This window comes from Stenotrophomonas sp. TWI1149 (assembly GCF_039673155.1).
GTDB lineage: Bacteria > Pseudomonadota > Gammaproteobacteria > Xanthomonadales > Xanthomonadaceae > Stenotrophomonas > Stenotrophomonas maltophilia_AA.
Genome location: NZ_JBDJLB010000001.1, coordinates 362,455 through 385,021 on the forward strand (window position 1 = coordinate 362,455; position 22,567 = coordinate 385,021).

Consider the following 22,567-nt stretch of genomic DNA (forward strand, 5'->3'; position numbering starts at 1 on the left):
TTTCATGGGTCACGACCACGACCATCTGCCCAGCGAGATCCGCCACGAAAAACCGTTGTGGTGGGCGCTGGGGCTGACCACCACGTTCCTGCTGGTGGAGGTGGCCGGCGCGTTCTGGACCAACAGCCTGGCGCTGCTGTCCGATGCCGCGCACATGGCCACCGATACGCTCGCGCTGATGATCGCGCTGGTCGCGGTCCGGCTGAGCCGGCGCCCGCCCGATGCCAAGCGCACCTACGGCTACGCACGGCTGGAAGCGCTCGGCGCGATGATCAACGGTGGCATGTTGTTCGTGGTGGCCGGCTACATTCTCTGGGAAGCCGTGCAGCGCTTCCGCGCCCCGCAGGAGATCGCGTCCACCGGCATGCTGGTGATCGCGGTGTTCGGGCTGGTCATCAACCTGATCTCGATGCGCCTGCTGCGCGCGGGCAGCGGCGAGAGCCTCAACGTCAAGGGCGCGTATCTGGAAGTCTGGGCGGACATGCTCGGCTCGGTCGCGGTGATCCTCGGCGCGCTGCTGATCCGCTGGACGGGCTGGAAGCCGATCGATCCGATCCTGGCCGTGCTGATCGGGCTGTGGGTGCTGCCGCGCACCTGGGTGCTGATGCGCGAAGCGATCAACGTGATGCTCGAAGGCGTGCCCAAGGGCATGGATGTCGCCGCGGTGCGGCGCACGCTGTGCGCGCACGATGGCGTGGTGGACGTGCACGATCTGCACGTGTGGGCGCTGGCCTCCAGTACGCCGGCACTGACCGCGCACGTGGTGATGGGCACCGGCGTGGATGCGGACCGCCTGCGCCGCGAGCTGGGTGCCGATCTTCACGAGCAGTACGGCATCGACCACGTGACCCTGCAGATCGAGGCCGACCACTGTGGGGATCCCTGCAGCGTCGGCAGCCCGCGCGACCGGCATGCCGATGACCATGCCGGGCACGACCACGCCGCCCATGATCATGCCGGCCACGCGCACGCCGGCAGCGACGTCCGCCGCCGCGCTGCACCGGACGCGCAGGGCCATCACGGGCATCCGCATCCCTGAGGGCTGTCTTATGGGCCCCACGGCGGACGGGCAGGGCAGGGTTGCCGCTACAATGCGGGCCTGCCTTGCCATCTGTCGGAGATACTGCAGTGACCCGGAAACTCGTACTGTTGCGCCACGGCCAGAGCCAGTGGAACCTGGACAACCGCTTCACCGGCTGGGTGGACGTGGAACTGACCGAACAGGGCCGCCGCGAGGCCGTCGCCGCCGGCCGCCTGATGCGTGAAGAAGGGCTGCAGTTCGATGTCGCCCACACGTCGGTGCTCAAGCGCGCCATCCACACCCTGCAGGGTGCCCTGGCCGAGCTGGACCAGGACTGGCTGCCGGTCAGCAAGAGCTGGCGCTTGAACGAGCGCCATTACGGCGGGCTGCAGGGCCTGGACAAGGCCGAGACCGCCGCCAAGCACGGCGAGGACCAGGTCAAGATCTGGCGCCGCTCCTACGACATCCCGCCGCCGGCGATGGACATCGAAGACCCGGGCCACCCGATCCACGACCGTCGCTATGCCGGGCTGGACCGCAATGCGCTGCCGGGCACCGAATCGCTGGCCACCACGCTGGACCGCGTGCTGCCCTACTGGTTCGATGCGATCGCCCCGCAGCTCAAGGACGGCAAGACCGTGCTGGTCACCGCGCACGGCAATTCGCTGCGCGCGCTGTACAAGTACCTCAACAACGTTTCGCAGGAAGCGATCCTGGAGCTCAACATCCCGACCGGCATCCCGCTGCTGTTCGAACTCAACGACGACCTGACGGTGCAGTCGTTCCGCTACCTGGGCGACCCGGAGGCGGCACGCAAGGCCGCCGAGGCCGTGGCGAACCAGGGTAAAGCGCGGTAGATACCCACCGTTGGTGGGTGTGCATTCCGCTAATGGGTATGCATTCCCTTGATGGGGATGCATCCCGTCGATAGGGATGCATCTGCCTGGCGTGTGCGGACCCACGGTCCGCACACACCGACCGCAGGCGCTCCCTCCTGTGACCTTTGGCCGGTCCGCCCCGGCCCCTCCCGCGCTACGCTGCCCGATTGCCCGTGATCCGGGTGATGCATCCATCTGTAGCCGGAGAGTCGAATGAAGTTTTCCAAGCTGGTCCCGCTGGGCCTGACCGTCGCCATCGCCGTGTCGCTTGCCTCCTGCGGCAAGACCGATACCGCGCCTGCCGCCACCGCCGATGCGGCCAAGCCGGCGTTTGACCAGTCGCAGATCAAGACCGCGCTGATCTCGCTCAACACTGCCGATCTGGATACCGCCATCGCCGCCTGTACCGACCTCAATGGGTTCGTGAACAGCAAGTGGCTCACGGCCAACCCGGTGCCGAACGACCAGACCACCTGGGGCAGCTTCGAAATCCTGCGCGAGCGCTCGCTGGAAGTGCAGCACGCGCTGGTCCAGCAGGCCGCCGCCAGCCAGGCCAAGGCCGGCACGGTGGAAGCCAAGATCGGCGATATCTGGAAGACCGGCTCGGATGAAGCCAAGATCGAGGCCGCCGGCATCACCCCGCTGCAGCCGCAGCTGGACAAGATCGCCGCGCTGAATGACACCGCCGCCATCACCCAGTATCTGCGCGACAGCCAGGCACAGGGCCAGGGCGTGCTGTTCTCGCTGTTCGCCAATGCGGATTACAAGGACTCGGCCAACGTCATCGCCTACGTCGGCCAGGGCGGCCTGGGCCTGCCGGAGAAGGGCTACTACTTCGACGACGCGCAGGCCAAGATCCGCGATGCGTACGTTGCCTACATCGCGCAGGTGCTGACCCTGTCCGGCGTCGATGCCGCGCAGGCCAAGACCCAGGCCAAGGCCGTGATGGACTTCGAAACGCGTCTGGCCAAGGCCTCGATGTCGCGCATCGACATGCGTGACCCGGCCAAGCGTTACAACCCGGTCAGCGCCGCTGACGCGGACAAGCTGACCCCGAACTTCAGCTGGACCGCCCTGTTCGACACCCTGAAGGTGCCGGCCGCGCAGAAGTTCTCGATGGCCCAGCCGGGCTTCTTCGGTGAAGTGGACAAGATGCTGGCCGATGTCCCGGCCGCCACCTGGCAGGCCTACCTGCGTTTCCACACCATCGATGACGCCTCGCCGTACCTGAGCAGCGCCTTCGAAAAGGCCAACTTCGATTTCTACAGCACCACCCTGCGTGGCCAGAAGGAAATGCAGCCGCGCTGGAAGCGCGTGCTGGAGTCGGTCAACGGCGCCATCGGCGAAGGCCTGGGCCAGATGTATGTCGACGCTGTGTTCCCGGCCGAGTCCAAGGTGCAGATGCAGCACCTGGTGGAGAACCTCTCGGTGGCGCTGAAGGCGCGCCTGGAGAAGCTGGAGTGGATGAGCGAAGACACCCGCAAGAAGGCACTGGAAAAGTGGGCCAGCTTCACCCCGAAGATCGGCTATCCGGACAAGTGGCGTGACTGGTCGGGCCTGGAAACCAACGGCGACAGCTACCTGGGCAACATGCAGGCGGCGCGCACGTTCAACTACCGCTACATGCTCAACAAGATCGGCAAGCCGGTCGACAAGACCGAGTGGGGCATGACCCCGCAGACCGTCAACGCCTACTACAACGCGACCAAGAACGAGATCGTGTTCCCGGCGGCGATCCTGCAGGCGCCGTTCTTCGACGCCAAGGCCGATCCGGCGCTGAACTACGGCGGCATCGGTGCGGTCATCGGCCACGAGATGATGCATGGCTACGACGACTCGGGCAGCCAGTTCGCCGCCAACGGCAACTTCGACAACTGGTGGACCGACAGCGACCGTGCCGCCTTCACCCAGCGTACCGACCAGCTGGTCGCGCAGTTCGACGGCTATGAATCGCTGCCGGGCGTGAACGTGAAGGGCAAGCTGACGCTGGGCGAGAACATCGGCGACCTGGGTGGCCTGACCGTGGCGTATGACGCGCTGCAGATGGCGCTGAAGGAAGACCCGAAGGCCAACGTCGAAGTCGACGGCTATTCGCAGGACCAGCGCTTCTTCATGAACTGGGCCACCGTGTGGCGCCGCAACTTCAATGAAGGCGAGCTGCGCGTGCGTCTGAACACCGATCCGCACGCCCCGGCCAACTTCCGTGCCAACGGCGCGCCGTCGAACATGCCGGCGTACGCGCAGGCGTTCGAGTGCAAGGCGGGCGACGCGATGGTGCGGGCCGACGACAAGCGCGTCGTGATCTGGTGATCGCACGCGGCTGAGTGAAACAAAAAACCCGGCATTCGCCGGGTTTTTTGTGGGCCATGCAGGGTGTGGCGCTAGACAGCCGTGGAGATCATGCGGGTGAACGTGGCGAACACGTCCGGATCGATCAGGCCGCCCTGCTGCTCGGCGAGGATGCCCATGGCCTTGGCGTGGGGCATCGGGCCACGATAGGGGCGGTTGCTGGTCATCGCGTCGTAACCGTCGACGATGGTGAGCACACGGGCGCCCAGCGGGATCTCGCTGCCTTTCAGGCCGTCCGGATACCCGCCGCCATCGAAGGCTTCGTGGTGCGCGCGGATCAGGCGACCCACCGCCGCCGCGTCGCTGCGTCCGGTCGCGGCGAAAATGCGTTCGCCACGCTCCGGATGGGTGCGCATGATCGCGCGCTGCTTGTCATCCAGGCGGGCCGGATGCAGCAGGACGTTGTCGGGAATACCGATCTTGCCGATGTCGTGGAAGCGTGCGGCGAGCGCCAGATGCGTGCGCTCCGCCGCATCCAGATCGCACAGGCGGCCGAGCTGTTCGCCCAGCAGGCCGACGCGGTCGCAGTGGAAACGGGTGTATTGGTCGCGCATCTGCAGCGACATCGACAGGGCATCGATGGAACACGCCTGCGGATGGGCATCGTCGAACCGGGGGGACTCGAACATGGGGGCGTCCGGTAGTGGGCGGCCGGAAGACCGCCATCCTGGCAGGACGGCATGCCGCCCATGCCGGTGGAAAGATACCGCCTGGCGACCGGCGCCAGGCGTGAAATCAGCGCGGGGACAGGGTCAGCAGCAACGCCTTGGCGGCACTGAAGCGGTCTTCGGGCAGCGGCAGCGGATGCTTGATGCGCAGCTTGTCCGGCCCATCCATCGTATACAGCTTGGGCTGCTTCTGGATCAGCTGGATCACCGCCATCGGGTCGATTTCCGGCTTGGGGTTGAACACGATGCGGCCGCCGTTCTCGCCCAGTTCCAGCTTGCGGATGCCGAGCACGTTGGCCTGCAGCTTGAGTTCGGCGATCGCGAACAGGTGCTTGGCCGGGTCCGGCAGCAGGCCGAAACGGTCGATCATCTCCACCTGCAGTTCGCGCAGCTCGCCGGTATCCCGCGCGCTGCTGATGCGCTTGTACAGGGTCAGGCGGGTATGCACGTCGGGCAGGTAGGCGTCGGGGATCAACGCGGGCACATGCAGTTCGACTTCGGCACCGCGCGCCTCTTCACCCGCATCCAGGTCGGGCAGCTTGCCGAGCCGGATGCTGCGCACCGCACGTTCCAGCAGTTCGGTGTACAGGCTGAAGCCGACCTCGGCCATCTGGCCGCTCTGGTCCTCACCGAGCAGCTCGCCGGCACCGCGGATTTCCAGATCGTGGGTGGCCAGGGTGAAGCCGGCGCCGAGCTCGTCCATCGAGGCGATCGCCTCCAGGCGCTTCTCGGCATCGGGCGTCATCGCGCGCTTGTCCGGCACCACCAGGTAAGCGTATGCACGGTGATGAGAGCGACCGACGCGGCCGCGCAGCTGGTGCAGCTGGGCCAGGCCGAAGCGGTCGGCGCGGTTGATGATGATGGTGTTGGCGTTGGGGATGTCGATGCCCGATTCGATGATCGTGGTCGACAGCAGCACGTTGAAACGCTGCTTCTGGAAGTCCAGCATCACCCGCTCCAGCTCGCGCTCGGGCATCTGCCCATGCGCGATGCCGATGCGCGCTTCGGGTACCAGCTCGGACAGCTCGCGCTGCATGCGGCCGATGCTCTCCACGTCGTTATGCAGGAAATACAGCTGGCCACCACGGGCCAGCTCGCGCTGGAACGCTTCGCGCAGCAGTGCGTTGTCCCAGGCGGTGATGAACGTCTTGACCGCCAGCCGGTTCGGTGGCGGCGTGGCGATGATCGACAGATCACGCAACCCGGCCATGGCCATGTTGAGCGTGCGCGGAATCGGGGTGGCGGTCAGCGTCAGCAGATGCACGTTGGCGCGCATCGCCTTCAGCGCTTCCTTCTGGCGCACACCGAAGCGCTGCTCCTCATCGACCACGACCAGACCGAGGTCCTTGAACTTCACGTCCGGCTGCAGCAGGCGATGGGTGCCGATGATGACGTCGATGGTGCCGGCGGCGACCTTCTCCAGTTCGGCCTTGATCTCCTTGGTGGATTTGAAGCGCGACAGCACCTCCACCCTGAGCGGCCAATCGGCGAAGCGATCGCGGAAATTGCGGTAATGCTGTTCGGCCAGCAGGGTGGTCGGCACCAGCACGGCGACCTGCTTGCCGGCGCTGGCGGCGGCGAACGCGGCGCGCACGGCGACCTCGGTCTTGCCGAAGCCGACGTCGCCGCAGACCACGCGGTCCATCGGCTGGCTGCTGGCCAGATCGCGCAGCGTCGCGTCGATCGCGGCGAGCTGATCCGGCGTTTCCTCGAACGGGAAGCCGGCCGCGAACGGCTCGTACATCGCGCGGTCCACGTGCAGCGCCAGGCCGGCACGCGCACGCCGACGCGCCTGGATTTCCAGCAGCTCGGCGGCGACGTCGCGGACTTTTTCGGCCGCCTTGCGCTTGGCCTTGGTCCACTGCTCGCCACCGAGCGAATGCAGCGGCGCGGTTTCCGGCGACGCGCCGGAATAGCGGCTGATCAGGTGCAGCTGGGCGACCGGCACATACAGGCGGTCGCCCTTGGCGTATTCGATTTCCAGGAACTCGCCGGGCATGCCGCCGGCATCCAGCACGATCAGGCCGCGGTAGCGGCCGACACCGTGGTCTTCATGCACGATCGGCGAGCCTTCGCTGAGCTCGCCGAGGTCGCGGATGATCGCTTCGGGCTCGCGCCCGGCGCGGCGGCTGCGGCGCTGCTGGCCGGCACGTTCGGGGAACAGCTGGCGCTCGGTCAGCACCGCGATCGGCGGATTTTCCAGCGCGAAACCATCTTCCAGCGGCGCCACGGTGATGCCGAAGCGCACGCTGTCGTCGGCCAGGAAGCCGGGCAGATCGGCGACCACCGGCGGCTTCAGCTCGGCGGCGAGCAGCACTTCCAGCAGGGCTTCGCGGCGCCCGGCGGAATCGGCGGCGATCAGTACCCGGCCCGGGTAGTGACCGATGAAGGATTTCAGTGCCTCGGCGGCCGGGGCATCGCGCGCGGCCACCGGCAGCGGGGGCAGCGGCTGGTCGCCCAGCGGCTGTGCATCACCGATGCGATCGTGATCCGGCGGCCAGACTTCCACGCGGGCCAGGCCGTTGAGCGTGCCGCGCAGTTGCTCGGGGCTGGCATACAGCTCTTCCGGCGCCAGCAGCGGACGTTCGACATCATGACGGCGCTGCTCGTAGCGGTTCTGGGTCTGTGCCCAGAAGGCGGCCGCAGCATCGAACACGTTCGGCGCCAGTACCGGCAGCACGTTGGGCTGCAGGTAATCGAGCAGGGTCGCGGTCCTGTCGAAGAACAGCGGCAGGTAGTACTCGATGCCGGCCGGCGCGATACCGGCCTTGAGATCCTGGTACAGCGCGTTGCGCCGGGTATCCACGTCGAAGCGTTCGCGCAGCGTGTTGAGCACGCGCGAGACGCTGAGATCATCCAGCGGCACTTCACGGCCAGGCAGCATGTGCACGGCCTCGACCTTGTCCAGCGAGCGCTGCGATTCCGGATCGAAGGCGCGGATCGAATCGATGTCTTCGTCGAGCAGTTCCACCCGCAGCGGCGCGTCGGCGCCCATCGGGTAGACATCGAGCAGGCCGCCACGCACGGCGAAATCACCCGGGTCCATCACCTGCGGCACGTTGCGGTAACCGGCCGATTCCAGGCGCCGTTTTTCCGCATCCAGATCCAGGCGCTGGCCGACGGTCAGGTCGAAGCTGCCGCCGATGACGTACTTGAGCGGGGCCAGCTGCTGCAGCAGCGTCTGCACCGGCACCACCACGATGCCGCGCTTGAGCGCAGGCAGGGCGTGCAACGCGGCCAGGCGCTGGGAAATGATGTCCGGGTGCGGGCTGAAGGCGTCGTAGGGCAGGGTTTCCCAGTCCGGGAACGCCACGATCGGCACGTCGCCGGCCGTGCCCAGCAGGGTGTGCAGGTCCGCTTCGATCTGGTTCGCGCCGTGGTTGTCGCGCGCGACCACCAGCAACGGCCCGTCGTGCGACTGCGCCGCGCGGGCGATGTACCACGCCAGCGCTGTCGCCGAAGCGGGAGCGCGCCACCAGGCGCGGAGCTGTCCAGGACGTGGCAGCGGCGGTACGGGATAGGAGGTGCGTGACATGAACCGTCGATTTTAGCAGACCGCAGCGTGCGGGCCGCGTCATCCGGTGGCGGGCAAACGCACGGCCCGTGCCACGTTGCCGGTCGTGCAGGCCGCTGGCAGTCAACGGTAGTGCCGGCCGCTGGCCGGCTGCACGCGATCCGTGATGTTCAGGGGAGCCGGCCAGCGGCCGGCTCTACCCATCAGGGCGCGGACATCCGCCCTGTTTCAGCTGTCGAGTTCAAGCACCATGCGCACCAGGCCCGGGGTACCGTTCGGGTGCGGGATCGGCTGGAAGCCCAGCGAGGCGGCCAGCTGCTTCATCGGCTCGTTCTCTTCGGCGACATCGCCGTACAGGCGATCCAGGTACTTGCCGCGCGCCCACTTCACCAGCTTGCGCATCAACTGCCGGCCCAGGCCCTGGCCGACCAGGAAGCGGCTGACCAGGATCGCGTATTCGGCTTCGCGGGTGCCGGGGATGATGGAGGCGCGCGCCACCGCGCCCACCACGGCTTCACCGGCGGGCAGGGATTCGGCCGCGACCAGGGTGATCTCGCTCTTGGGATTGGGGTGGGTCAGGCGCTGCGTCGTTTCCGGCGACAGCTCGGTCACCGACTGCAGGAAACGGTCGCGGATCTCTTCGGGACCGAACAGACTGAAGGCAGCATGCAGCGGCGGGCCGTCTTCCGGCCGGATCGGGCGGATCAGCAGCTCGTGGCCACTGGGTGCCTTGAAAATCTCGTGCCAGGGCGGCATGCGGTTACGGGTAGCCATACCGGTGATTCCTTGGTGGTCTCAGGATTCTCGCATCCCGGGGGCAGCGTTCCGTGAACGGATCACTCACGCCGATCCGGCCGGGAGGAGCCGGCCAGGCCGGGGTTCCGGTCTGGCCTGGAGGGGTCATTCGGCCTGCTTGAGCCACTGCAGGCGGGTCGAGGCGCCGGCCTCGCCCAGGTATTGCTTGAGCGCCGGCATCGCCGGGGCCAGGACCTGGTCGAACTGCCACGGCGGGTTGAGCAGCAGCATGCCGCTGCCGTTGAGCCGCAGCGGGGAGTCGTCCGGGCGGATCAACAGCTCGGCGGTCAGCACCGATTTCACCGGCAGGGCGCAGGCCTTGCGGAGGAAATGCAGGATGGTCCGGCGCTGCTTGATCGGGAACCAGATCGCGAAGCTCGCCTGCGGCCAGCGGCCCAGGATCTCCGTCACCGAAGCGATGATGGCCTGGTATTCGGCGTCCTGGCCCTCGTAGGGCGGGTCGATCAGGACCAGCCCGCGGCCGATCTTCACGCCGTTGGCCTTGGGCGGCAGCAGCTTCCTGTTCTGGGCGTAGCCGTCGGCGTGGTACACCGCGACGCGGCTGTCATGGGCGAACAGCGCCTTCAGCGCGGCGGCTTCGGCATCCTGGACCTCGCAGACCGCCATGCGGTCCTGCTCGCGCAGGGTCTGGGCGGTCAGCAACGGCGAGCCGGGGTAGCTGATCATCGCCCCGACCGGATTGTCGGCCTGGACCGCCTTGAGATAGCGCTCGACCACCGCCGGCAGCTGCGGCTGGGCCATCAGGCGCATCACGCCGTCCTCGGCCTCCAGCGTCTTGCGGCTTTCCTCGCTGGCCAGCAGGTAGCGGCCAGCGCCGCCGTGGGTGTCCAGCACGAAGAACGGGCTGTCCTTGCGCTTGAAGGTGTCGAGCAGGGCAAGCTGCACGATGTGCTTGAGCACATCGGCATGGTTGCCGGCATGGAAGGCGTGGCGGTAATTCATCGGGGCAGTGTACGGGGCGGCGGGCCCAGCGGCTATGCTGCGCGCATGAACCACCCCCTGCACAACGTCCTGGTGGTCGAGGACGAAACCGCCATCGCCGACACCGTTCTGTATGCGCTGCGCAGCGAAGGCTACGGTGCCCACCACAGCCTGCTCGGCGGGGAGGCGCTGGTCCGGCTGCGCCAGCAGGCGTTCGACGTGGTGGTGCTGGACGTCGGCCTGCCGGACATGAGCGGCTTCGAGGTCTGCCGCACGCTGCGTACCTTCAGCGAGGTGCCGGTGATCTTCCTGACCGCCCGCAATGACGAGTTCGACCGCGTGCTCGGGCTGGAACTGGGCGCGGACGATTACATGGCCAAGCCCTTTTCGCCGCGCGAGCTGGTGGCGCGGGTCCGTGCGCGCCTGCGCCGGTCGGCGGCGCCCGCGGAGACCTCGGGCTGGCAGCAATACGGCCGTTTCTCGATCGACCGCGAGGGCAGCCGGATCCGCTTCGGCGACCAGCCGCTGGACCTGACCCGTTACGAGTACGCGCTGATGGCGGCCCTGCTGCAGCGCCCCGGCGCGATCCTCAGCCGCGCCCAGCTGATGGACCGCGGGTGGGACAGTGACGCCGACAGCGCCGACCGCACGGTGGATACGCACGTGAAAACGCTGCGCGCCAAGATGCGTGCCGCTGGCGCCGCGACCGACCCGATCCGCACCCACCGTGGCCTGGGCTACGCACTGGAGGTGTAGGCATGCGGCTGGGCCTGAAACTGTTCCTGGGCTTCTTCCTGATCGTGGGCATCGCCGCGTTCTTCGTGATGCGCATCTTCGTCAACGAAGTGAAGCCGGGCGTGCGCCAGGCGATGGAGTCGACGCTGGTCGATGCGGCCAACGTGCTGGCGGAAATGGCCGCGGCCGATCTCAAGGCCGGGCAGATCCGCCAGGGCCGCTTCGTCGCCGACCTGGCCCGGGCGCAGCGGCGCGACCCCAAGGCGATGGTATGGCGGTTCCCCAAACGCACCCTGGATTATCAGGTCACCATCACCGATGCCAAGGGCATCGTGGTGTACGACTCGACCGGCCGCGATGTCGGCCGCGACAACTCGCGCTGGAATGACGTCTACCGCACGCTGCGTGGCGAATACGGCGCGCGTTCCAGCCCGGAAACCCCGGGCGACGATACCCACTCGGTGATGCACGTGGCCGCGCCGATCTTCGATCCGGCCGATGGGCAACGATTGATCGGCGTGCTGAGCCTGGCCCAGCCCAACCGCAGCATCGATCCGTTCATCGCGGCCAGCCAGCGCGCCATCATGAAACGTGGCGCGTGGTTGATCGGCCTGTCGGCACTGATCGGCCTGCTGATGACTGCGTGGCTGATGCATGGCGTGAGCCGGCTCAACCGCTATGCCAAGGCGGTCAGTGCCGGTGAGCCGGTGCCGCCCCCCAAGCCGCGCCGCGATGAGATCGGCGATCTGGGCCAGGCGCTGGAAACCATGCGCCGCAAGCTGGAAGGCAAGGCCTACGTCGAGCAGTACGTGCAGTCGCTGACGCATGAAATGAAGAGCCCGCTGGCCGCGATCCGCGGCGCGGCGGAACTGCTGCAGGAGCCGCTGCCGGATGCCGATCGCGCGCACTTCGCACGCAGCATCGAAGGCCAGGCGCAGCGCCTGACCGAAACCATCGACAAACTGCTGGCGCTGGCCGAGGTGGAGCAGTACGGCTGGCTGCAGAAGCATGAGCGGCTCGCGCTGGCACCGTTGCTGCAGGCCGCCGCCGACGCCGTGGCGGTACGCGCGCAGGCGGCCGGGGTTGGGATCGCGATCGACGTGCGGGCCGACAGCGTGCAGGGCGATGGCTACCTGCTGCGCCAGGCGCTCAACAACCTGCTCGAAAATGCCGTGGCTTTCTCGCCGGCCGGCAGCGCCATCACCCTCGGTGCGGGTGTGGAAGGCGAGGGCATCGCACTGACCGTGGCCGATCGCGGCAGCGGCGTGCCGGACTACGCGCTCGACCGTGTGTTCGAACGCTTCTATTCGCTGGCGCGTCCCGGCACCGGCCAGCGCAGCTCCGGCCTCGGCCTGTCCTTCGTGCAGGAAGTGGCGCGCCTGCACGGCGGCCGCGTGAGCCTGCGCAACCGCGATTACGGCGGCGCGCAGGCGGTGTTGTGGCTGCCGTCGCGGCTGCCCGCGGTCCCGCCGCGGCGCTGACCACCGCGCCACACTTCACACAGACTTCAAACCCGGCACAAACCCCGCACACCGGCGCGCGGGAAGCTGGCCCCCTCCCAACCGAGGACGGGTCATGAAATCCCTGAAGATGCTGTTGCGGTTCGCCATCGTGGGCGGGCTGATCCTGTTGCTGCTGATTCCGCTGAGCCTGATCAAGGGCGTGATCCGCGAACGCGAGGCGTACCGCGACGAGGCATACCAGCGCGTGGCGCAGAGCCGCGCCGGCGCGCAGATCCTGACCGGCCCGATCCGCGTGGTGCCGTGGACCGAGACCCGCGAAGTCGAGGTGGTGGATGCGGCCGGCACCAAGAAGAAGGAGAAGCAGGTCGAGCAGGGCCAGTGGCTGCAGATGCCGGCGACGCTGAAGGTGGACGGCGTGATGCAGCCGGACGAGCGCCGCGTCGGCTTGTTCCGCGTGCCGGTCTACAGCTGGAAGGCCACGGTCACCGCCGAATTCGCCGATGACGATTACCCGGTGAAGGCGGGCCGCGTCTACGGCGCCCCGTTCCTGACCGTGGGCATCGCCGACGTGCGCGGCCTGGTGGGTTCGCCGAACCTGCGGGTGGATGGCGATGCCCTGAACCTGCTGCCCGATGCCGGCGGCGTCAGTGGCATCGGCACCGGCCTGCATGTCGGCCTGCCGGGCCTGGAGGATGCACGCGGCGGGCTGCTCAAGGGCAGCAAGGTCGAGCTGGAGCTGGTGCTGGATGGCACCCGGTCGCTGTCGGTGGTGCCGGTCGGCGATGACAGCCGCATCGCGCTGCGCTCGCCCTGGCCGCATCCGCTGTTCGGTGGCAGTTTCCTGCCCAACGAGCGCAGGGTCGACGCGCAGGGTTTCGACGCGCAGTGGGCGGTGTCTTCGCTGGCCTCGCGTGCCCAGCACCAGCTGCGCAACCGGCCGGACATCGACGCCGAAGCCGTCAGCGTGGAGCTGGTCAATCCGGTCGATGTGTATACCCAGGCCGACCGCGCCAGCAAGTACGGCATCCTCTTCATCCTGCTCACCTTCGTCGGCTTCATCCTGTTCGAGCTGATCAAGCAGCTGCGCATCCACCCGCTGCAGTACCTGATGGTCGGCCTGGCACTGGCGATCTTCTTCCTGCTGCTGCTCAGCCTCTCCGAGCACATCGCCTTCTGGCAGGCCTACGCGCTCTCGGCACTGGCGTGCATCGGCATCCAGACCGTGTACCTGGCCGGGGTGTTGAAAAGCTGGAAACGTGGCCTGGGCTTCGCGCTGATGCTCAGCGCACTGTACGGCGCGCTCTACGGACTGCTGATCTCGGAGAACAACGCCTTGCTGATGGGCTCGCTGCTGCTGTTCGGCGTGCTGGCCGCGGTGATGTGGGTGACCCGCCGGGTCGACTGGTACGAACTCGGCGCGAGCCTGAAGTAAGGACCGACCATGAGCTGGCGTCGTTGTCTTCAGGAACGTATGCGCCGGGCGCTCCCCGCCCGGCTGGAGGTGGCCTCGCTGCTGGACGGCGAGGCGCCGGGATGGCCGTCGCCGCTGATGGCATTGCCGGGCGCGCAGGGGGCACCGGGCCTGGTCCGCTTCGGGCTGGCCCCGGTCACCTGCGAGGCGATCGCAGCGCAGGGACTGCGCTTTCTGGAACAGGCACGGCAGGCGCGCGGGCGCCTGCCGCTGCCGCAGTGGTGTGGCGAGTATCGGCCGTGGCGCGAAGGTGCCCAGGCCCTGCGCGAGATCGGCATCCGCGGCTTGCCCGGCGACTGGCCCGAGCATGCGCCGGTCTACGCCAGCGCCTCCCTGGACCGCAGCCGCTGGTTGCTGGTGCTACCGACCCGCGGCCAGCTCTGGTACGGCTGGATGGACGGACCATGACTCTTGGCCCGGGGGTACCGGGCCAGCGCTCGATAGACTCGGGGATTGTTCGTGGTCTGGCCGAAAGGCGGGGGTAATCGTGTTCAAGTGGGGCATGTTGAGCGTGGCATTGGCATTGAGCGGCGTCGCCGATGCACAGACGAAGGAAACGGTGGACCTGGACATGGTCAGCCGCATCCGTCAGGAAGCCTTCCACCGATCGCAGGTGATGGCGACCTTCAGCCATCTGACCGAGCAGATCGGCCCGCGCCTGACCAACTCCCCCGCGATGGGCGAGGCCAACACTTGGACCCGCAGCAAGTTCAACGAGTGGGGCCTGGTCAATGTGCACGACGAGGCGTTCGACGCGTTCGGCCGCGGCTGGGAATTCAGCAACGCCAGCGTGGAACTGCTGAGCCCGCGCGTGGCGCCGCTGTATGCGCTGCCGAAGGCCTGGACGCCGGGCACCAGCGGTCCGGTCGAAGGCGAGGTGATCAAGGTCGAAATCAAGAAGCTGGCCGACCTGGATCAGTACAAGGGCAAGCTGGCCGGCAAGATTCTGCTGCTCAACGATGCGCGTGACTACGAGCGGGCTACCACGTCCGATTCGCACCGCCACGATGACGCCGGCCTGGCCGAGCTGCAGGTGTTCGTGGTACCCAAGGATGTCGCCGATGCCAAGGCCGACCGGGCCAAGAAGGCCAAGGAATACCTGGAGAAGCAGGCGCTGACCCGCGCCACCAACGCCTTCTTCGCCGAGCAGGGGGTGCTGGCCACGATCAGCATCAGCGGTTGGGACAACGGCATCATCCGCGTCGGCGGCGGTGGCTCGCGCAAGGCCGGTGAACCGGTCGGCGTGCCCGAACTGGCGATGATGGCCGAGCACTACAACCAGCTGGTGCGGGCGGTCGACCAGAAGCAGGCGGTCAAGCTGCGCGTGAATGTCGAGGCGCGTTTCACCGATGCGCAGGACCAGCCGGGCTACAACACGCTGGCCGAGATCCGCGGCAGCAGCAAGGCCGACGAGATCGTGATGCTGGGGGCGCACATGGATTCCTGGCACACCGGCACCGGCGCGGCCGACAACGCCGCCGGCGTGGCGGTGATGATGGAAGCCATGCGCATCCTCAAGGCGGTGGGTGCCAAGCCCAAGCGCACCATCCGCGTGGCGCTGTGGAGCGGCGAGGAGCAGGGCCTGATCGGCTCGCAGGACTACGTGTCCAAACACTTCGCGCGCTACCCGGAGCCGACCGACCCGGCGCAGCTCACGCTGCCGGCCTCGATGCGTGAGCCGACCGGCGCCCTGCAGCGCCAGCGCGATTACGACAGATTCTCGGCGTACTTCAACATGGACAACGGCTCGGGCCGCTTCCGCGGCATCTATGCGCAGGAGAACCTGGCCGCGGTGCCGATCTTCGAGGCATGGCTGGCCCCGTTCCATGATGTCGGCGCGACCACCGTGGCGACCCGCAATACCGGCAGCACCGACCATATCGCGTTTGATCGCGTCGGCCTTCCCGGGTTCCAGTTCATCCAGGATCGGCTGGATTACTTCACCAACGTCCACCACAGCAACCTGGACACCTGGGACCACGCCGAGCCGGAAGACCTGAAGCAGGCCGCCGCCATCGTCGCCTCGTTCGTGTACAACGCGGCGATGCGCGATGAAAAGCTGCCGCGCAAGCCGTTGCTGGCGCCCTGAGAGGCACCGCGGGACCGCCCGGAGAGGGCGGTCCCGGCCATGCCGGGCGACGAGTGCCCGGTTTGCGGCCGGGGCGGGGTAAAATTGCCGGGATTCCGTTTCCCGCCCTGAGCCCTCCATGACCTGCCGCACCCGTTTTGCCCCCAGTCCCACCGGCTACCTGCACATCGGTGGCGCCCGCACTGCGCTGTATTGCTGGCTGGAGGCCCGCCACCGCGGCGGCGAGTTCGTGCTGCGCATCGAAGATACCGACCGCGAACGCAGCACCCAGGGGGCGATCGACGCGATCCTGGAGGCGATGGAGTGGCTGGGCCTGGGCTATGACGAAGGCCCGATCTACCAGACCCAGCGCGTGGCCCGTTACCTGGAAGTGGCCGAGCAGCTGGTCGCCGACGGCAAGGCCTACTACGCCTACGAGACCAGGGAAGAACTGGACGCCATGCGCGAGGCCGCCATGGCCAAGCAGGAAAAGCCGCGTTACAACGGCGCCGCGCGCGATCTGGCCCTGCCGTACAGGGACGACCCGAACCGCGTGATCCGCTTCAAGAACCCGCTCGAGGGCACGGTGGTGTTCGACGACCTGATCAAGGGCCGCATCGAGATCGCCAACAGCGAGCTGGACGACATGGTGATCTTCCGTCCGGACGGCTTCCCCACCTACAACTTCGCGGTGGTGGTGGACGATTGGGACATGCGCATCAGCGAGGTCATCCGCGGCGACGACCACATCAACAACACCCCGCGCCAGATCAATCTGTATGAAGGCATCGGTGCGCCGGTGCCGAAGTTCGGCCATATGCCGATGATCCTGGACGAGCAGGGCGCCAAGCTGTCCAAGCGCACCGGTGCGGCCGACGTGATGCAGTACAAGGACGCCGGTTACCTGCCCGATGCGCTGCTGAGCTATCTGGCCCGCCTGGGCTGGTCGCATGGTGACCAGGAGCTGTTCAGCCGCCAGGAGCTGATCGATCTGTTCGATGTGACCCACTGCAATTCCAAGGCCGCGCGCCTGGACATGGCCAAGCTGGGCTGGGTCAACCAGCACTTCCTGAAGACGGAAGACCCCGCCAGCATCGCCCCGCACCTGGTCTACCAGCTGAACAAGCTGGGCCTGGATCTGAACGCCGGTCCGGCGCCGGCGGACGTGGTGGTGGCGCTGCGCGACCGTGTGCAGACGCTGAAGGAAATGGCCGAGAAGGCGGTGGTCTGGTACCAGCCGCTGACCGAGTACGACGAGGCCGCCGTGGCCAAGCACTTCAAGCCGGGCGCGGAACTGGCGCTGGGCAAGGCGCGCGAGCTGTTGGGCGCGGCGGGGGAGTGGACGGTGGAGAGTGTGTCGGCCGCCCTGCACGATGTCGCAACGGCGCTGGAGATCGGCATGGGCAAGGTCGCCCAGCCGCTGCGCGTGGCCATCACCGGCACCCAGGTCAGCCCCGACATTTCGCAGACGGTGTTCCTGGCCGGGCGTGAAGAGGCCTTGAAACGCATCGACGTCGCACTCACTAAAGTACCGACGGCCTGACCACAGGAGACCGCGCATGTCCGCAAAGACCGCTTGTACCGCTCCGCACCATCATGTTCACGATGCCTCCGACTTCGTGAAGGTGGTCGAACGCGTGTGCTCGGAACGCGGGCTGCGGCTGACGCCGATCCGCGCGAACGTGCTGCGCCTGATCGCCGAGGCCGGGAAACCGGTCAAGGCGTATGAGTTGCTGGAGTGGGTACGCAATGGCAAGGGCGTCGGTGCCGACGCGCCGCCGACCGTCTACCGCGCGCTGGATTTCCTGATGGCCAATGGCTTCGTGCACAAGCTGGAATCGGTGAACGCGTTCGTGGCGTGCCACCATCCGAGCAGTGCGCAGCATTCGGTGCCGTTCCTGATCTGCAACAGCTGCCACAGTGCGGTGGAGCTGGAGGACAAGGAGATTGTCAGCCAGTTGGAGAAGCGGGCGAAGGAGCTCGGGTTCCAGCCGCAGGCGCAGACGCTGGAAGTGCATGGCCTGTGCGCGCGCTGTGCGGGGTAGGTACCGACCGTTGGTCGGTACGCTGTCGATGTTGAAAAGCCGCGCACCTGCGCGGCTTTTTGTTTTTGCGCGAGATCAGCTGTAAAGCAGCCACTCTGTTTCCCACTGCGGAAGCGAGCCGGGCAGCCTGGAGCTGGACGCGCCGTAAACCCATCCCTGGGGGCTCGTGAGCGGCTTGCGCGTATACGCAGTCCTGCGTACACGGCAAGACCGGGGTTGGGCGTCCTGCCCAACCCGCCCGACGCATGCGTCGGGCCCATGCCGCTCCAACGGTCCCGGTCCAGGCTGCCCGGCTCGCTTCCCGACGGTTTCGGAATGGGGGTGGGGAAGGGCGCAGGGCATTCGACCCGTACGCGCCGGACGACGTCACGCCTGTCGGCTACGTTGCGCTGTTCCGTGCGCGCTTGATCTGCCATTTCTGCATTGCGTTGGGCGCCGTGTACGTTGGATCGAGGCGGCGCTTGATCGTTTTGACGGCCATCTTCCGCGCTGCGATGAGTGTGGGAGCGTCCAACACCAGCGCCTGTGCCCATGCGAGTGCCTCGGGCGTGGTCGCGCCGCGCAGGGCATACAGGCAGAGGCTGCGCAGCTGATCGGTAGGCGCGTCGTTCCAGGCGCGCACGAGGATTCGATGCAATCGTTGCCGGGCTGTTTCGGGTACCTGCACCCCGTCGTCGAAGGACAGCAGCAGGTTCAGTCCGCTCACGGCCTTCCATGCGGGATGCGTGGGGTCATCGCCACGCCAGTCGCTGTCTTCGCCAAAGGCGAGCAGCGCCTCCACGGCGTCGACGCTCCGCACGCTTTCGAGCACGCCGATCGCGATGTCTGCCATTGCCGGTTCCGCGAGCAGTGGCTGCACTGCGGGTACGCCGCCCCTTGCGAACGCTGCGCAGGCGCGTGCCCATCGGCCAAAGGGCACGACGCGGCTTCCATCGGGCAGCAGGCCGTCGTCCAGCCAGCCATGCAGTGCCGACAGCCGCTCGATTTCCGCCGCGCCTTCCTCGCCGTGGGCCAGGGCGAAGATGATCAGGTGTTCGACCTCCAGCGCGCCACCTTTGAAGGCCGGTGCGCTGCCCTTGGCGGCCTTCTGTGCGAGTGCGTTGAACTTCATCGCAGCCGCATCACGGCGTCGCCTCGACCGGCTCACGTCCTTCCGCGGCGGTATCCACCTTGACGATCACCGACATGCCCGGACGCAGACGCGGTGCCAGCGGCTGATCGGGGTCGATCGAAATGCGGATCGGCAGGCGCTGGACGACCTTGGTGAAGTTGCCGCTGGCGTTGTCCGGACGCAGCACACTGAACTCCGAGCCGGTGGCCGGTGCGATCTGTTCGATATGGCCGTGCAGCTTCTGGCCATCGAAGGCATCCACGGTGAAGGTGGCCGGCTGCCCGATGCGCATCTTCCAGGTCTGGCCTTCCTTGAAGTTGGCGACCACCCAGAGCGTGTCCGGCACCAGGAACAGCAGCTGCGAGCCGGCGGTGACGTATTGGCCCAGGCGCACCGAGGCTTCGCTGACCTGGCCGTCGCGTGGGGCCTGGATCACCGTGTTGGCGAGGTCGATCCTGGCCAGTTCCAGCTGGGCCTGGGCCGTCTCGACGCGGGCCTCCAGTCCTTTGCGGGCGACCTGGGTGGAGGTGAGGGTTTCCTCGGCGATACGGATCTGCGCCTGCGACTGCTGCACGCTGGCCTGCGCGGATTGCGTGGTGGTGCGGAACTTGTCGCGGTCGTTGAGGGCGACCAGCTGCTGGGCGGCGAGTTCCTCGTAGCGCTTCAGCTCGGTACGCGAGCGGGACAGCTCGGCCTGGCCGGCGGAGAGGTTGGCCTGGGCGGCCTGGATCTGAGCGCGGTTCTGCGCCTGCGACTGGTCGGAGTTGGCCAGTGCGGCCTTCGCGCTGTCCAGGTCGGCTTCGGCCTGGACCACTTTCTCGCGGTAGATGCGGTCGTCGATGCGCAGCAGCGGCTCGCCCTGTTTGACGTGCTGGAAGTCCTTGACCAGCACCTCGGTGACGTAACCGTTGACCTGCGGCGCGAGCACGGTGATCTGGCCGCGCACGTAGGCATTGTCGGTGGTCACCCGCGCCGTTTCGAACGGCCACAGTGACCAGGCGCGGAGGATGAGTGCGATGCCGATCAACGCGACCACGATCATGATGATCACGGCACGCAGGCTGGGTTTGAGGTACTTGGGCACGCCCGACGGCGCGGCCGTCGGCGGCGGCGCAGGGGCGGGCGCGGCGTCGGTCGGCGGCGGTGGGTTGACGTTTTCCGGGGCGGCGTCGTCGTGCGGCGGTTGGGTCGACATGGGCGGGCTCATCGGGGCGCGACGCTGCCAGGCGTCGGCGCGGAAAGGGGAGGTGTCGGCGCGTGGCGTTTGCGCCATTGCTTGAGCACGGCGGTGCGTACCGCGAGCAGCAGCAACCAGCCGAGGAAGATCAGGGCGACCCGGCCGCTGAGCGCGAACACATCATTGAAGGCGCGCACGTTGGCTTCGCGGCGGGTGATCTGGGCCAGCTGTGCGGTGCCCTGTGCGCTGCGCTGGACCGGGTCGGTGATCAGCCGGCCGTAGAGCTGCTGTTGCTGCTTCAGGCGCTGGGCGACCACGTTGTCGGCCGGGTCCAGCTGGCTGACCAGCGCGCTGGAGTACACCTGCTCGCGGTGCAGCTGGTAGGTGCCCAGCACCGCCGAGCCGGCCAGGCCGCCGAGGGTCTGGGTGATCGAGAGGGTGACCAGGAAGGTGATCATGTGGTCCACACCCTGCTTCAAGGCCTGGGTGATGCCAAGCATGATCAGCGGGCCCATGAACATGCCCGCGCCGACCGAGGCCAGGAACTGGCTGGCGAAGAAATCGTGTGGCCGGTCCTGGCTGGTGCGGCTCTGGTCGAGCAGGGCGGCGCTGCCGAGCAGCAGGATCGCCATCAACAACTGCGGGATCAGCCGCTTCGGGCCGAAGGTGAGCGAGCTGGCGGCCATGCCGGTGATCACCCCGGCCAGGATCACCGCGAACAACGGGCGCATCTGGTCCGGCCCCATGCCGAGCGTGCGCATCAGGCCGACCACGCCGTAGGACTGCTCGGTGGTCAGGAAGCGGATCAGGAACGCGCCGATGATGAAGTGGATCACCGGCAGGCTGGCCAGCCAGCGCGTCTGCAGCAACGGGTTGCGGCGGTAATGCTCGATGATGAAGGCGGTGGTGGAGAGCGCGATCGAGGCGACCAGCGCCCAGCCCAGCCACGGGGTGTCCAGCCACCAGCGCGTATACCCCTGTGCGAGCACGACCACCAGCAGGCCGACGGCGGGGGCGAGCAGGGCGAAGGTCAGGAAGTCGAGCGGTTCGAACGCCTTGATCTGCGCGCCGGGCGGCAGCTTGAGCACGACCACGGCGGCGAACGCACACAGGGCCAGGCCGGCTTCGAACAGATACAGGTTGTGCCACTGCCCGGTGTCGACCAGCCCGGGCGAGACCAGCCAGGCGATCGGCACCGCGAGCTGCGAGATGCCGACGCCGATCACCAGCAGGTTGCCCGTGTATCTGCGCGGCAGCGACTGCAGCATGTACAGGGTGCCCAGGGTGGTACAGGCCGCGCCGGCGAAGCCGCTGGCCGCGCGCATCAGCACGGTGGTCTCGAACGTGCCGACGAACAGATGCAGCACCGCGAGGGCGGCATACAGGCCCAGCCCGATCTCGGCGAACAGGCGGATGCCGTACTGCTGGCGGAACTTGAAGGCGAGCAGGTTGGCGGTCACGTTGACCATCGCATAGGCCGCCACCAGCCAGCTGCCCTGTGCCGGGGTGAGCCCGAGCTGGCCCTGCAGGAACGGCAGGTTGGCGCTGACCAGTGCATTGCCCAGGCCGCCGGTGATGCCGACCAGCAGGGCGACCAGCGCATAGGCCACGCGTCGGTGCGGCGGATGCCACGGCATCGAGGCCGAGCCCGGCAGGGTCGGTTTTTCGTGCTCCTCCCAGTCCGGAACCGGCTTGAGGTACTGCGACATCATCCCTCCCCGTCGGCAGGCCCCCGCAATCCGCCACGCAGCAATTGCAGGGCGCGCGTGACCAGCCGGGCGCGTTCGTCACGCGTCTTGCCACGCAGCGCGGCTCCCAGCATGCCTGAGATGAGTGAAATGTCCGTCGTTTCCAGATCCGGCCGGCACAGGCCCGCGGCGATCGCGCGCGCGATCGGCTCGCGCAGCAGTTCGTAAATGGTCTCGCGCGCGGCCCGGATCGGAATCTGGTCGGGATCGACGGCGCGCCAGTAGTCCGACAGGGCCGGTGACTGCACGATGCGGTTGGCCATGCTCTCAAGCACCTCGAACAGCGCGTCGTCGCGGTCGCCCAGGGTCTGTACCTGCCGGGCGATGCGGTTGACGGTGCGCTGGAGCAGGGCCTCGACCAGCGCGCTGCGGTCGGGGAAGTTGCGGTACAGGGTGGCGCGGCCGACCTGGGCACGCTCGACGACCAGGTCCAACGGGGCGGTCACGCCGTGCTGGCCGAACACGGCATCGGCAGCGTCGAGGATCTGGGCGCGGCGGGCGGCCGCGTCGGCACGTTGGGTAGGCATGCGCGCATCATCGGACACAACTGTCCGGCGCGGAAGGGGGGCGTGTCGGGTTTGG

The 22,567-nt window shown here is 67.6% G+C and carries 18 protein-coding genes; 10 read left to right on the top strand and 8 right to left on the bottom strand.

The annotated features are described in order from the left end of the window. Positions 1-4: 4 nt before the first annotated feature. The 3 genes from ABE424_RS01860 (at position 5) to ABE424_RS01870 (ending at position 4,209) form a co-directional block, all read left to right on the top strand. The gene (locus ABE424_RS01860) at positions 5-1,039 is read left to right on the top strand and encodes a cation diffusion facilitator family transporter (RefSeq protein ID WP_346492105.1); all 1,035 of its coding nucleotides are present in this window, start codon (positions 5-7) and stop codon (positions 1,037-1,039) included. An 89-nt stretch (positions 1,040-1,128) separates the two neighbouring features. Further along, positions 1,129-1,878: a 2,3-diphosphoglycerate-dependent phosphoglycerate mutase gene (gpmA, locus tag ABE424_RS01865; protein ID WP_346492106.1), complete on the top strand. Its 750-nt coding sequence runs from the start codon at positions 1,129-1,131 to the stop codon at positions 1,876-1,878. A gap of 234 nt (positions 1,879-2,112) precedes the next feature. Then, positions 2,113-4,209, top strand: coding sequence for a M13-type metalloendopeptidase (locus ABE424_RS01870; protein WP_346492719.1), 2,097 nt, complete (start codon positions 2,113-2,115; stop codon positions 4,207-4,209). Between the two features lie 71 nt (positions 4,210-4,280). Here ABE424_RS01870 and ABE424_RS01875 read toward each other — a convergent pair whose 3' ends face one another. The 4 genes from ABE424_RS01875 to rlmJ all read right to left on the bottom strand — a co-directional run bounded on the left by ABE424_RS01875 (position 4,281) and on the right by rlmJ (position 10,188). Further along, a complete protein-coding gene (locus ABE424_RS01875) occupies positions 4,281-4,877 on the bottom strand; it encodes an HD domain-containing phosphohydrolase (RefSeq protein WP_346492720.1) in 597 nt (198 codons plus the stop codon). A gap of 106 nt (positions 4,878-4,983) precedes the next feature. Beyond that, positions 4,984-8,451: a transcription-repair coupling factor gene (mfd, locus tag ABE424_RS01880; protein WP_346492721.1), complete on the bottom strand. Its 3,468-nt coding sequence runs from the start codon at positions 8,449-8,451 to the stop codon at positions 4,984-4,986. Positions 8,452-8,658: 207 nt separating this feature from the next. Beyond that, on the bottom strand, positions 8,659-9,204 hold the full coding sequence (locus ABE424_RS01885) for a GNAT family N-acetyltransferase (RefSeq protein ID WP_019184458.1): 546 nt from the start codon (positions 9,202-9,204) through the stop codon (positions 8,659-8,661). A 126-nt stretch (positions 9,205-9,330) separates the two neighbouring features. Then, positions 9,331-10,188: a 23S rRNA (adenine(2030)-N(6))-methyltransferase RlmJ gene (rlmJ, locus tag ABE424_RS01890; RefSeq protein WP_346489978.1), complete on the bottom strand. Its 858-nt coding sequence runs from the start codon at positions 10,186-10,188 to the stop codon at positions 9,331-9,333. 45 nt (positions 10,189-10,233) lie between these two features. Between rlmJ and creB the strand changes: the two genes are divergently transcribed. The 7 genes from creB (at position 10,234) to ABE424_RS01925 (ending at position 17,949) form a co-directional block, all read left to right on the top strand. Continuing rightward, positions 10,234-10,923, top strand: a complete 690-nt coding sequence (creB, locus tag ABE424_RS01895; RefSeq protein WP_346492722.1) for a two-component system response regulator CreB — start codon at positions 10,234-10,236, stop codon at positions 10,921-10,923. A 2-nt stretch (positions 10,924-10,925) separates the two neighbouring features. Further along, positions 10,926-12,383, top strand: a complete 1,458-nt coding sequence (creC, locus tag ABE424_RS01900) for a two-component system sensor histidine kinase CreC (RefSeq protein ID WP_346492723.1) — start codon at positions 10,926-10,928, stop codon at positions 12,381-12,383. A gap of 94 nt (positions 12,384-12,477) precedes the next feature. Continuing rightward, positions 12,478-13,797: a cell envelope integrity protein CreD gene (creD, locus tag ABE424_RS01905; RefSeq protein ID WP_346492724.1), complete on the top strand. Its 1,320-nt coding sequence runs from the start codon at positions 12,478-12,480 to the stop codon at positions 13,795-13,797. Positions 13,798-13,806: 9 nt separating this feature from the next. Then, the gene (locus tag ABE424_RS01910; protein ID WP_179459424.1) at positions 13,807-14,244 is read left to right on the top strand and encodes a hypothetical protein; all 438 of its coding nucleotides are present in this window, start codon (positions 13,807-13,809) and stop codon (positions 14,242-14,244) included. Between the two features lie 94 nt (positions 14,245-14,338). Then, positions 14,339-15,925 (top strand): M20/M25/M40 family metallo-hydrolase, encoded by a 1,587-nt coding sequence (locus ABE424_RS01915; protein ID WP_346492748.1) that lies wholly within the window; start codon positions 14,339-14,341, stop codon positions 15,923-15,925. Positions 15,926-16,043: 118 nt separating this feature from the next. Then, positions 16,044-17,447, top strand: coding sequence for a glutamate--tRNA ligase (gltX, locus tag ABE424_RS01920; protein WP_346492726.1), 1,404 nt, complete (start codon positions 16,044-16,046; stop codon positions 17,445-17,447). A gap of 16 nt (positions 17,448-17,463) precedes the next feature. Further along, a complete protein-coding gene (locus tag ABE424_RS01925; RefSeq protein ID WP_019184450.1) occupies positions 17,464-17,949 on the top strand; it encodes a Fur family transcriptional regulator in 486 nt (161 codons plus the stop codon). A 379-nt stretch (positions 17,950-18,328) separates the two neighbouring features. On the opposite strand, the gene ABE424_RS01930 is transcribed toward ABE424_RS01925, so the two are convergent. Genes ABE424_RS01930 through ABE424_RS01945 form a run of 4 tightly spaced genes read right to left on the bottom strand, consistent with a single transcriptional unit; the run spans position 18,329 to position 22,512 of the window. Further along, the gene (locus tag ABE424_RS01930) at positions 18,329-19,060 is read right to left on the bottom strand and encodes a hypothetical protein (RefSeq protein WP_346492727.1); all 732 of its coding nucleotides are present in this window, start codon (positions 19,058-19,060) and stop codon (positions 18,329-18,331) included. Between the two features lie 10 nt (positions 19,061-19,070). Further along, entirely contained in the window at positions 19,071-20,255 is a 1,185-nt protein-coding gene (locus tag ABE424_RS01935) for an HlyD family secretion protein (RefSeq protein ID WP_346492728.1), read from the bottom strand. 8 nt (positions 20,256-20,263) lie between these two features. Beyond that, complete coding sequence (locus ABE424_RS01940) at positions 20,264-21,949, bottom strand: MFS transporter (protein ID WP_346492729.1); 1,686 nt, start codon at positions 21,947-21,949, stop codon at positions 20,264-20,266. Beyond that, on the bottom strand, positions 21,946-22,512 hold the full coding sequence (locus ABE424_RS01945) for a TetR/AcrR family transcriptional regulator (RefSeq protein WP_346492730.1): 567 nt from the start codon (positions 22,510-22,512) through the stop codon (positions 21,946-21,948). The genes ABE424_RS01940 and ABE424_RS01945 overlap by 4 nt, the downstream gene beginning before the upstream one ends. Positions 22,513-22,567 lie beyond the last annotated feature (55 nt).